Below are 12041 nucleotides of genomic sequence, written 5' to 3'. Positions count from 1 at the left end.
TCAAAAAATAAAAAATCCGCACCCCGAAAGATGCGTTGTTTAACGAAAAACTCCAGATTATCAGTCAAAGCCAGTTAATCACAGTTGCTAAAAAATTGTTAAAAATGTGAAGGAGGATAGGATAGGTCAAATCATCTGTTGTTTCATACAAAAAAGCAAAGACAAGACCACCATCCGCATAAAAGAACCACGAAGGCAGATCAGTTGGACCATGAAAGAGTCCAAAAACAAGCGAGCTAAACACAATCCCTACCAAACGCCAGTTTTTAAAAAATACCTTATTTAATAGCCCACGAACCATAACTTCCTCTACAATAGGAGCTACAATAGCACTATTAATCAGAGTAACAACAAAAGGAAATTGACCCGCCATTTGATTCAAATCCTCTTGATTGGCTGTCTCTGTCTTTCCAATAGCGTTCAGCCAAATATCTATTAGCACATCAATGATTTCCAATGAGAAATAAGCTAACAGGATAAAAATGAGGTATTTCCATTGAAATTTCTCTCTTATATCATGACTGAGCTGATAAGATTTTACAATTTTAAAAATAATAAGGGCTAAGATGAGGTAGAATACTATACTGATAAAATAGGCTAATAACTTCTCTTTCACGGAACCAGACCACCACTTCATTGGAAGGGTATATTCTGGAGAATAGACTACCGTTAATATTAAAACAAAAGCTAAACCAAGAACTCTCATTTTATCAAAAATCATTTTGGTCATTTCATTCGTCTCCAATTTCATAAACTAGTTTCATTATACCAAAAAAACCTACCCTTTCGAGTAGATTTCATTGTTCCTATCGCACTTCTGCTCCGACGTTTTGATCTATTCCATCAGTAACGAGGCCATAAACAATCGTGATAAATTGTTTTTCTGATGCTGCCATTTGAAACTGAAAAAGCTCAAATGTCTGACTGCCTTGTGGGATTTGTAAAGATACTTTAAACAACTGACCACCGTAGCCATTGAGTTTTCCAATCAGAGATTTTTGTCCCGTTTTGTCTATGCTAGGGTAAATTAACCCCGCTTCTTTAGCCTGAAAAATATGAGCGTAGGTTATTAATTGATAAAGGTCGTCACGACTAATCCCTTTTTCACTACTTTCTAACTTTTTATATTTAGCATCCAAAACCAGTTGACCATTTTTTATATAAAAATCAGGATAAACTGTCCGCTTGTGATCTAAGAACAGTGACAAACCATTTCGTTTCTTACGATTATCTGAATGGATGAACTCACTAGGCAACAAGCCATTTAAATAATCTTCCCATAACCAGGAAACATCAAAGAGAATCCCATAAATTTGGTTAGGAGACTTTTTAAAATCATGCTTTTGTCTTGCCAAAATCAGCAAGCAAAGCTGTTGCAGCTGACGGTACGGTTTATAGTAAGCGTGTCTAACGGAGCGCCGCTTATTGTTTTTGATGATAGTCTGCCCTTGACTGGCTTGATAGGTAGGCGTATGGTCACGAATAACCTCAACCTGTTTTTTGACCATATCATCAGAAGCTAATAGCCTTCTGCCTTGCTCTGTTTTTCCTAACACTTCAATGGTATGACGAATCAAGTGAAGCACTGAATTATCATAGGTCATTTGGCGCGTATCATAGGCAATCGTCCCTTGAAACGGTGTATTCTCTTTGATATGGCGGGCGATATTGATGGTTCCTTTCACCCGATTATCATTAAACTGAAACTGTCGATACTCCTTATAAATCCCTACTGCCAAGGCATCTGATAAATACTTCGGAAAAAGATAGAGCAATAAGTTGTACAAGCTGTCTTCAAATGAAAAATCAAGCGATAAATCAACAAGATTTAGCTTTAGGACTTTTTGCAACAGGTAGTGTAAAAAATAGTCATCCTCACCCATTGAAAATCGTGAACGAATGGTCAGTTTCTCCTCACCGCACCCTATGAAGCCTACGATATTCCCAGTTTTCAACTGATGATTAATTTGCTCCAAGACCATATTTTTGTCTTCCAAGTCATCACTATCTGCAAATTGTTGTGGAAAAATCAGGAGATGCTCGTTTGTCGCCAATTCTTGCAACGTTTTATTAGTTAGCTTTTGATATAGTTTGGGATAAGCAGTCGAAAAGACTTCTATGTGATAAGAATGATTATCCTTAATTTCCATAATCAGTTGTATCCTCAAAGGCTTCTTTTAAGTTAGCTAGCTCCTCTGCTGCATTGTAATTGCCACGTAGGTATTCTTCCAAAAGAGGCGCAATAAAATCAGACCAAAGTAATTCATAATCAACTTCTTTTAATTTTAGGAAATAAGCTGGGCCAATATGATAATGACTATCCAAACCTTCAATGTTGGAAATAGCAGTATTGAGATTTGTTAGTCGAATTTTAGCTTCAGCAGACTGCTCTCCTAATTCGTCCAACATATCAAGTCTATCTTCTGCCGTAATTTCCACAAATCGGAAACGACGACGCATGGCAAAATCAAAACTATCAACAGAACGGTCTATATCATTCATAGTACCAATGATATAGACATTTTCTGGAATGTAAAACTTTTCTTCTGACTCATGGAGATTGGCATATTGTGTCGAGATAGCACCAGTCTTACCACGATAATTCGGATCAAGAGAGAAAAACAACTCCCCAAAAATCTTCGCCATATCTCCACGATTGATTTCGTCAATGAGAAAGATGAACGGTTTACCTTCTGCTGTTTGAGCAACTGGAGCTTTATACTCTTTTAGCCCAAATTTGTCTTTCATCTCTTGAATGATAGCTTTACGATAATTATCCAAGCCACCTTTTGGAACTCCTGGAAAGCCACGATAAACCTTATAGCATTGGTTATAATTGAAAAATAGACTGCTGGAACTTTTCTCTGTTACTCCTGTATTTCCATTTCTATCAAAAGCAATTAAGTTCATTGGCTTACCCGTTAGCGTCTTCATTTTGTAACTATCTGTTTCCCCAGATACAGTTTCCCAAAAACTTAGCCATGCTTCATCAAAATTATCTTGCCCACCTTGCTCAGTTGCAGCTATTGCTTCCTTGCAAAATGCCTTAAAAATACCATCTTGCAATTCAAAACCAATACTGTCACCTACCGTTGTTGGGCGCAAGCCTTCAACAAAATCTGAGTAATCATAATTTGGATGGAATTGTACAAAGCCAAACTGCGGATGCTCTCCTAACTCATCAACGGAACAACCAATCATCTCCGCTGCCATTTGACGAGCCAAGTAGGTCTTACCAGTCCCAGGAGCACCACGGAAGATGAGGTTACGAGATTTTTTCAACATGTCGATTTCTTTATCATAGGTATTTTTCAATGTTGGTAAGTCCGAATTTTCTTCTAAGAGAGTCCCTGATTTATTATTCGGTTTTCTCCTATATTTCAAGATAAATTTATCACCATCATCACCAAACCTTAACAGGCACTCTTGGATAAACAATAGGGTTGAAAAGATATTCCAGCAGTAAATCACAAAATTATTTTCTTTACCCTTATATTCTAGGAACTCAATGGTATTTCTGTACTGCTTAAATTCTACACTTGATTCAAAAATTCCTCTTATTGCCTCACTCTTTGTAGTATATCTACACGTAGGAAAGTTAAGTTTCTCTTCTTTAGTAAGTTTGCTAATCTCATATTCATATAATTGAAATGCCAGTCGTGGTAAAGTTTGATTTCCTTTTCTCTCGTGTTTATTAAAATTACGCCGACGTTTCTCTCCTAAATTATTTTCAAAATAAACATCTAAAAACTTATAATTATCACCATCAGAGATGTTATCAATCGTGAAATTAACATCATTTGATTCAATAGATTCTTTTGTTATTATCAAACTAAACTCTAAGTTTTCCATACACTCCCCTTTCTCTTATCCCCTTCATTATACCAAAAAAACCTACCCTTTCGAGTAGATTTCATTGTTCCTATCGCACTTCTGCTCCGACGTTTTCGATGAGAGCTTTAGTGATTTTTTCCATGTAACCTGCGACTTCTTCGTCGGTGAGGTTATCGGTTGGATTTTGGAAGGTTAGGCTGTAAGCCATTGATTTTTTGTCTTCACCAAGGTTAGCACCGGCATACACGTCAAAGAGTTTGATGGCTGTCAAGCGTTTCACGCCCGCCTTCTCGATAGCTCCTACAATCGCTTGATGCGTGATGTGTTTATCCAATAGCAGAGCAATGTCACGAGATACGGCTGGGAATTTTGTGATGTCTTGGAAGACTTGCTCAGTCGTTATAGCAGCTTCAACAGCATCAAGATTGATTTCAGCCACATATGTTTCTGGAATACCGTAATCTTTGGCTGTTTGTGGGTGAACTTGACCGACAAATCCAATCGGAACGCCTAAAAAAGTTATTTGAGCTGTTCTACCAGGATGCATAGAAGACAAATTACTCAATTTATCATACTTTATAGTATCGATCTCATTAAAACCAAAACTATTATTGTTGGTCAAACCAAGTTTGTCAAAGAGGGTTTCAAGAATCCCTTTCGCATAGAAGAAATCAACTGGTACGGCTGGTGTTTGGAAATCTTTTTCAGACACCAAACCAGAAATAGCAAAGGCAAAGGTATTCACTTCCTGTGGCAGTTCTGTTTTCACATCGCCTGTTTGGTGGAAGATTTTTCCGATTTCATAAATAGCCACATTGCTATTTTTACGGTTCACGTTATAAGCTACCGTATCAAGCATTCCTGAAATCACATTTTGACGGAGGGCAGAACGGTCAACCGTCATTGGCCACATGAGTTCTGTAACCTGAGTTGGCTCTGCTGTAAACTCAACGGCCTTTTCTGGTGTCGTCAAAGCATAAGAAATAATTTCTGACAAACCAGTACCTTCTGCAATTGAACGAACCTGACGACGGAGTTTTTGAGTGACGGTCAATTCACCTGCGGTTCCTCCAGCTTCTGGCAAAGTGGTTGGTAAGTTATCATAACCGTAGATACGAGCGATTTCTTCCACCAAGTCTGCTTGAATACTGATGTCCCAACGGCGACGAGGTACTGCCACAGTGAATCGCTCTGCATTGCCAGACAAACCAAAACCAAGTTTTGCAAAGACAGCTTCAATGTCAGCATACGTCAAGGCTGTTCCCAAACGCACATTGACATAGTCAAGGCTCGTTGAGACCTCCACTGGACTTGTCTCAACTGCTCCAGCTTGAACACGACCAGAAAGGACCTCACCACCTGCTAATTCTGTCAGCATCGCTGCCGCAAAATCAAGGGCTTCCGTAACGGTTTCAAGGTTAATCCCTTTTTCAAAACGTGATGAGCTTTCTGAACGAAGGTTTAAGCGACCAGAGGTTTTACGGATTGATTTACCGTTGAAAACAGCTGCTTCAAGAACCACATTTTTAGAGTTAGTATCAATCTCAGTTGATTGACCGCCCATGACACCCGCAAGGGCAACTGGCTTATCTGCTACTGTAATGACGATGTCATCAGTTGTCAATTCGCGTTCTTCACCGTCAAGAGTAACCAATTTCTCACCGTCACGCGCATCACGAGCCACGATAGCATTACCTTCAAACTTATCAAAGTCAAAAGCGTGCATTGGTTGTCCAAAGTAAAGAAGGACATAGTTTGTGATATCGACAACGTTATTGATTGGGCGGATACCTGCATTCATCAAGAGTTTTTGCAACCATTGTGGACTTGGTGCCACAGTCACATTTTCCACCACACGGCTGGCGTAAGTTGCTACCTTATCGCTTTCAATAGCGACAGAAATCACATCAGCAGCAGCTTTGCCATTTTCCACTAAAGCCTTCTCAGGGAAATGCACAGATTTGCCGTAAATGGCAGCCACTTCGTAAGCAACACCACGCATAGAAAGGGCATCCGCACGGTTCGGCGTGATCGACAATTCAATGATTTCGTCATCTAAATCAAGGTATGGGAAAATGCTGTCGCCAGGCACTGCTTCCTCAGGCAAGATTTGGATACCATCAGAAAATTCTTTTGGAATAATGCTGTCTGGAAGTCCAAGCTCTTGAAGAGAACAAATCATCCCAAGTGACTCCATGCCACGGATTTTCCCTTTTTTGATTTTGTAGTTGTCTGCAATACGAGCGCCTGGAACCGCCACGATAACCTTGATGCCAGCAGTCACGTTCGGTGCACCGCAGACGATTTGGCGAGGCTCTTCATCACCAGTGTCCACTTGACACAGGTGCAAATGTGTATCTGGCACATCCTCGCAAGAGAGCACGTGACCAACCACTAATTTTGACAGACCTGCTGATGGGCTTTCAACGCCCTCAACCTCAATCCCTGTCGTTGACATTTTTTCTGCTAATTCTGCTGACGGAACATCAATGTCCACCAACTCTTTTAACCATTTATATGATACAAGCATGATTTTTTCTTTCTTTGTTTATTTTTTCTTTTGTTATTTTTGGTACTTTTCTTAAGTGGTGCGGACGGTAGCGAACCTACGGTTCCATACCTAAAAATTGAGCCTAAGGTCTCAATGTTTCCGACTAACCAAACTAACCTTGTTCGTTTGGTTAGTTTTACCATAGCAAAAGTAGCGCCAGAGCTGGGATCGCTATCCAGTCTTCAATGCATTACTGTAAGAAGCCTATCTCTCATCTGAGCGTTATTTCAAACGTTTTCTGAGTAGCCAGTCTATATCAATCTTGTCTTCTGAAACAGGGAAGGCATGTTCGGAGAATTTTTCAAAGCCATATTTGGCGTAAAAAGCTTGTGCCTTGGTATTATGTTCCCAGACACCTAGCCAAATCCAAGATTTGTCCATATCCTGGGCAGTCTCAAGTGCATAATCAAAAAGCATCTTCCCCAATCCCTGACCCTGATAGGCTTTCAAAATATAGATTCTCTGGATTTCAAAAGCATCATCTAACTTTCTTTCTGTTTGGGCATTTCCCCAATTTAGTTTCAGATACCCGACTGGCTCATTATTAACCATAAGAAAATCAACTTCCGTTTCTGAATGGTCCAGTTCTTCTGACAATACCGCCCTATCATACTGATTCGCAAAAAAAGTTTGCAACTGTTCCTCAGTATAGTTCTCCTCAAAAGTTTCTCTGAATGTTTTCATAGCCAGTTCTTGCAAAATTGGCACTTCTTCTTTCACTACAGGTTTAATCCCTACTGTCATAACCATTCGTTCTACCTCTAATCCTTAATACATTTCTTTTTCAAAACGCAATTACTACTTAAACTGCTCACTAAATCTCACATCGCCTTGATAGAAGCCACGAATATCGTTAATACCATATCGGAGCATGGCAATACGTTCTTGACCAAGACCAAAGGCAAAACCTGAATATTCTTCAGAATCGACACCTGACATTTCAAGAACTTGTGGGTGAACCATGCCGGCACCAAGAATTTCAATCCATCCTGTTTTCTTGCAGACATTACAGCCATCGCCACCACATTTGAAGCATGACACATCCACTTCAACAGATGGCTCGGTAAATGGGAAGTACGATGGACGAAAACGAATCTTGCGCTCTGCACCAAACATTTTTTGAACAATCATCTCAAGCGTCCCTTTGAGGTCTCCCATTGAGATATTTTTCCCAACCACAAGTCCCTCAATTTGGTGGAATTGGTGACTGTGAGTCGCATCATCCGTATCACGACGGAACACGCGCCCTGGAGAGATCATCTTCAACGGTCCTTTTGAAAAATCGTGTTCATCGAGGGTACGAGCCTGCACAGGACTGGTGTGTGTACGAAGCAGGATTTCCTCTGTGATATAGAAAGTGTCTTGCATATCACGCGCTGGGTGATCTTTTGGCAAGTTCATGCGCTCAAAGTTGTAGTAATCCTTCTCCACTTCAAAGCCATCCACCACTTGGAAGCCCATACCAAGGAAAATGTCTTCAATTTCTTCTGATGTTTGCGTCAATACATGACGGTTCCCTACTTTAATCTGGCGCCCTGGTAATGTCACATCAAGACTTTCACTTTCCAATTGGCGCTGAATTTTAGCGGCTTCAACAATCTTTGCTGTTTCTTCAAATGCCGCATTCAAAACGTCACGGACTTCATTGACTTGTTTACCAATGATTGGTTTCATGTCATTTGATAAGTCTTTAAGCCCTTTTAACAGCTCTGTCAAAGACCCTTTTTTCCCCAACACAGCGACACGTAAGTCTTGCAATTCCTTACTGTGATCTCCATGCATTTCTTTTAATTTAGCCTGAGTTGAAACCTTCAACTCCTCTAACTGTGCCTGTAAATCCATATCTATAATACAAAGCCCGTAAACAGCACCATCAAAACAGGGAGCATAACGCAGATACTTGCATCTAGGTGTGCTCATCTTTTTGACCAAGCTATTAGGGCGTGTTCAGTTCAACTATCTCGCTAAACCAAACCTTCCTTTCTTTAATTTAAAAACTCATATGTTGAATAGCATCAAGAATCCAAATGATAAACAAATAACCGCATGCCAAAACTCCATAAGCGGAGCGTTGACACGCGGTACCATCCGTTTTCGTCTAAAAGACCTTAATTTGCTAACCTTGACTTGAGTGAATTCACTAAGCTTTCCATGAGGGAACTTCCAGTCCACGATTCCCACTCCCTGTCATCTGCCACCTAGTTACTAGTCTCAAAGGCTCTATTCAATTAAAAATATTTTACCAAAAAATTGCAGAGCTGGCAAATAGAACATCGTCATTAACAGTAAAAAAACACATCGAAAAATACCGGAACTTGGTTTAAGAGATAGGCAATCCCACTTCCCCAAATTGGTCACATACACAAACTTAAAAACCCGCAAACTTCAATTCTTCTAACATCGCTTTACGACGTGGGTAATCATTTTTCCACCTTGCTGCAACTTTTTGACTAATCACTTTACCATCTGGATAAACTTCTAACACTTTTAAATAACTAATCAGATGGTGGTAATTATCCCTACTTGAAACACTTTCCATACCACGCTGAATTTCATCTGAAATCACATCTCTCACTCGGTAGGGATCATTGGACTTCAAACCTTCTTCGTATCTGCTAATTAACTCTAAACGATTAGAGTATCCAGATAAAATTTCCTCTAATAATCGACCAAATAACTGTTCTTGATTCATCAACTCGAAACGATTGTGATAAAGTCAATTAGTTTTTATTTAGTATTTTTGTTAGCACTTCTCCTAATGTGGTGTGGGGCGCTCAAAAGGTCTGGGAGACCATTTGAGGTGGGAAATGAAGCTGACGAAGTCAGTGTCAGAACCTCCCCTCCTACAGAGTTCCATTCTTTCTTGGCAAGCCTAGGTCTCCTTCGCTCTCTGTTTTCTAAGCTCAGGCTGAAATTGTCCAGTGGACAATTTCACCCCCACACGAGGCTGGGCAAAAAGTCTAAAAAATAGCAAATGGCTTAGAGTAACGTCGTCAAAAACGTTAATTCTAAGCCATTTTATTTTGTTTAATTTTCAACAACAAGGCGGAAATTTGAGTTTTTGCCCAGCCTCGTTATCACCACTTCGGAAAGTGCTAGTTGTGGCGACTTCGTCGCTCGTAATGATTGCAAAAAATACCAGCAATAAGATATTATGAAACAACCATATGTTGAAGGGGAATTCATTGTGACTAAGACAATTTATCTTAATCGAGTTTACTATTTTAAAGCTAAAATACTATAGCATAGTAAAAATAGCTCATCTCACTCTATGCCAAATTTCAGATTTTCCAAAAAACACTAAACAATATGTCTACTTGGTGCTTTTGTAACTTGCTTAATATGGTCCAAATCACGAAGTGATTTAATCGTATCTTTGATTTTTTTTCTAGCAAATCTATCTGATAAAAATTCAATAAGTTGCCTGTCTTCAATACCATCTTTTTTATCATCAGTAAATGTTGTTGACTGAAATAAAATAAACATAATCTCTCTTTGTAAATCTGTAAAAGAACCTTCTTCTAACTCTTGCCAAAAATCATTTAACAAGGCAATCTTTTCTTCCAACATGCTAATCATATCATCTTGTCCAGAAGCCAATAAAGACATCATGTCCCAGACAAAGAAAGTCCCTTCCGCACGATTATCAAAATCGCCAGTTTTTTGAAAGGCTTTATAATAAATCGATCTAGATGCATTGATTTTTTGTGAAATCATCAATCCAGAAAAAATGTCTAATTTTCGAGAAAGATACCTCGATAGGATGTAACGACCTATTCTACCATTGCCATCATAAAAAGGATGAATATTTTCAAAAAAATAGTGAGCTAAAAAGGCTTTTGTTAAAAAAGGAATAGTCCGATCATTAATAAATTGAATCCAGCTTGATAGCATAAGAATAATCGTTTCTTCCATAATAGGTGGGATGTGATCAATTTTACCATTTTTATCATCCAAAATACTGACAGGACCATTTCGAAACAATCTTCCATCAGGCTTATCATCTTGCCTTATTTCACCATCTGTTAATTTATCATAAATATCTCTGATAGATTCAATCGTATCTATTCTAAACGGTTCCTGCTCCAAGATATCTTGATAAAGTCTGACTGTGGAAAATAATCTAATACCACTCCCTTTTCCATCAGAAATCGCTTGATAGGCATCTGAAACCTCTCGTCTCGTTGTTTTGACACCTTCAATCTCATTCGTATCAATGACAGCTCGATATAATTGCTCCCTATAAAGATGATTCTGAGCAATTGGAGGTAATTGTGCACTAAGAGACAATATCTGATTTGATTTTTCCTGAATTTGTTGTGATAATATTTGAATTTCTAATAAAGGCACTACAAATAATGGAAAACGATGCCCTTTTGTTTCACCACGCTTCATCAAAACAGGATACATCTCTGTCTTGACTGTGCCTATATTATTTAACCTCTCTTGATATATTCTTTCGATGTCATCTGAATGTTGAAATTTGATGATTTTTAATTCTTTATAAGCCATAATCTCTCCAACTTTTTTAAAAATAGATATTTTTAAAAAAGTTTAACACATATTCGAAACCAAATCAAACAAAAATAGAGTTTTTTAAAGTTTATTTATGGTCATTTAATTTAAAATTTCAATCATTCAATATATCTTCTTGACCTTAGGGCAAAAAACTTATCAAAAACATCAAACGCAATGCTTTTGTCAATTTTAAGAAACAGATTGACCTCAGTTTTGAACAGTCAAATTCTGTGTTCGGCCAGGTGAGTTTTCCATTTTCGAAACGTTTATAAAGTAGCCAGAAGCCTTGACCGTCCCAATAAAGTGCCTTAAAGCGGTCTTTACGTCCACCGCAAAAGAGAAAGACTAGCCCTAAATCATTGAGTCTTATGGCCATATGTAAGTACCTTTTCTAAAATAAGCTCTAGTTGATCTTGACCAAGGGGATAAAAACAACTGATTTCTAGTTTACCTAATCTTAATTTGAGGAGAAGATTAGTTTTGCTTTTCTTTTCATTCTGACAAGATTGACGGGGCGAACCCAAGGGGACGATAGGGGGTAACATAATAAAAATCCTCCGTTTCTGTTTTCTAATGACAGTATAACGGAGAGAGAAAGTTTTTTATAGATACTTCGTTATTAGGCGGTTACGGTTGTGACATCAAAATATCCTCTAGTATACTGTGTTTGCTGATAACAGTATACTAGAGGCGTGGAAAATATAATAGATACCCAGTTATTGAGTAATTACATATACCCTAAAAATAAGTAAATCCCTACGCGTACACAACCACTTTTCCAAATAGCTTCATCATCCTCCTGAGGCTACAATAATTTCCGTCATTGTAACTAGAAAATAAGGTTGTCAAAGAAAAATTAGTTCTTCGAAATAGTTTTTTCAACACTCTTTTTATCCGATTTATTCGTTAAAATCCCTAAAAAGAGTAAAATACTTAAAACAATACAAATTGTCTGCTCAATCTGATTTAATTGTTCACTCAGATTCATATGAAAATAAACTGAAGTAATATTATCCACCAACATCAATACCAATGAAACGAAACCAATCCAAAACATATGACGATGCATCCGCTTTTTAAGATTATCCATAAACATTTTCTCCTTTTCAAATTTTATAGCATTATCATACTAAAAAAA

General features: G+C 38.3%; 10 protein-coding genes. All 10 read right to left on the bottom strand.

The genetic code is table 11. The features are described from left to right. Positions 1-64 precede the first annotated feature (64 nt). Positions 65-730: a lysostaphin resistance A-like protein gene (locus tag AB6M99_RS03230; protein ID WP_369351090.1), complete on the bottom strand. Its 666-nt coding sequence runs from the start codon at positions 728-730 to the stop codon at positions 65-67. A 76-nt stretch (positions 731-806) separates the two neighbouring features. Further along, positions 807-2150, bottom strand: coding sequence for a 3-isopropylmalate dehydrogenase (locus AB6M99_RS03225; RefSeq protein ID WP_121835968.1), 1344 nt, complete (start codon positions 2148-2150; stop codon positions 807-809). Continuing rightward, complete coding sequence (locus AB6M99_RS03220; RefSeq protein ID WP_121835969.1) at positions 2140-3852, bottom strand: McrB family protein; 1713 nt, start codon at positions 3850-3852, stop codon at positions 2140-2142. Before AB6M99_RS03220 ends, AB6M99_RS03225 begins: the two co-directional genes overlap by 11 nt. Positions 3853-3922: 70 nt before the next feature. Beyond that, positions 3923-6364: a phenylalanine--tRNA ligase subunit beta gene (pheT, locus tag AB6M99_RS03215; protein WP_369351089.1), complete on the bottom strand. Its 2442-nt coding sequence runs from the start codon at positions 6362-6364 to the stop codon at positions 3923-3925. 243 nt (positions 6365-6607) lie between these two features. Continuing rightward, positions 6608-7129 (bottom strand): GNAT family N-acetyltransferase, encoded by a 522-nt coding sequence (locus AB6M99_RS03210; RefSeq protein WP_183121677.1) that lies wholly within the window; start codon positions 7127-7129, stop codon positions 6608-6610. Between the two features lie 54 nt (positions 7130-7183). Beyond that, positions 7184-8227, bottom strand: a complete 1044-nt coding sequence (gene pheS / locus AB6M99_RS03205; RefSeq protein WP_121835972.1) for a phenylalanine--tRNA ligase subunit alpha — start codon at positions 8225-8227, stop codon at positions 7184-7186. Positions 8228-8753: 526 nt separating this feature from the next. After that, a complete protein-coding gene (locus tag AB6M99_RS03200; RefSeq protein WP_121835973.1) occupies positions 8754-9077 on the bottom strand; it encodes a hypothetical protein in 324 nt (107 codons plus the stop codon). A gap of 608 nt (positions 9078-9685) precedes the next feature. Beyond that, positions 9686-10897 (bottom strand): Fic family protein, encoded by a 1212-nt coding sequence (locus AB6M99_RS03195; protein ID WP_369351088.1) that lies wholly within the window; start codon positions 10895-10897, stop codon positions 9686-9688. A gap of 145 nt (positions 10898-11042) precedes the next feature. After that, complete coding sequence (tnpB, locus tag AB6M99_RS03190) at positions 11043-11279, bottom strand: IS66 family insertion sequence element accessory protein TnpB (RefSeq protein ID WP_245962712.1); 237 nt, start codon at positions 11277-11279, stop codon at positions 11043-11045. Between the two features lie 480 nt (positions 11280-11759). Next, on the bottom strand, positions 11760-11993 hold the full coding sequence (locus tag AB6M99_RS03185; protein WP_121835976.1) for a phage holin: 234 nt from the start codon (positions 11991-11993) through the stop codon (positions 11760-11762). Positions 11994-12041 lie beyond the last annotated feature (48 nt).

The organism is Streptococcus hillyeri (assembly GCF_041081565.1).
GTDB lineage: Bacteria > Bacillota > Bacilli > Lactobacillales > Streptococcaceae > Streptococcus > Streptococcus hillyeri.
Note: the sequence above shows the minus strand (reverse complement) of the source record. Positions and strands in the feature narration are given on the sequence as shown.

Bases quoted from the DNA above. Each gene is read 5' to 3' on its own strand.
- AB6M99_RS03230 (WP_369351090.1), bottom strand. From the start codon at position 730: ATGACCAAAATGATTTTTGATAAAATGAGAGTTCTTGGTTTAGCTTTT.
- AB6M99_RS03225 (WP_121835968.1), bottom strand. From the start codon at position 2,150: ATGGAAATTAAGGATAATCATTCTTATCACATAGAAGTCTTTTCGACT.
- AB6M99_RS03220 (WP_121835969.1), bottom strand. From the start codon at position 3,852: ATGGAAAACTTAGAGTTTAGTTTGATAATAACAAAAGAATCTATTGAA.
- pheT (WP_369351089.1), bottom strand. From the start codon at position 6,364: ATGCTTGTATCATATAAATGGTTAAAAGAGTTGGTGGACATTGATGTT.
- AB6M99_RS03210 (WP_183121677.1), bottom strand. From the start codon at position 7,129: ATGACAGTAGGGATTAAACCTGTAGTGAAAGAAGAAGTGCCAATTTTG.
- pheS (WP_121835972.1), bottom strand. From the start codon at position 8,227: ATGGATTTACAGGCACAGTTAGAGGAGTTGAAGGTTTCAACTCAGGCT.
- AB6M99_RS03200 (WP_121835973.1), bottom strand. From the start codon at position 9,077: ATGAATCAAGAACAGTTATTTGGTCGATTATTAGAGGAAATTTTATCT.
- AB6M99_RS03195 (WP_369351088.1), bottom strand. From the start codon at position 10,897: ATGGCTTATAAAGAATTAAAAATCATCAAATTTCAACATTCAGATGAC.
- tnpB (WP_245962712.1), bottom strand. From the start codon at position 11,279: ATGGCCATAAGACTCAATGATTTAGGGCTAGTCTTTCTCTTTTGCGGT.
- AB6M99_RS03185 (WP_121835976.1), bottom strand. From the start codon at position 11,993: ATGGATAATCTTAAAAAGCGGATGCATCGTCATATGTTTTGGATTGGT.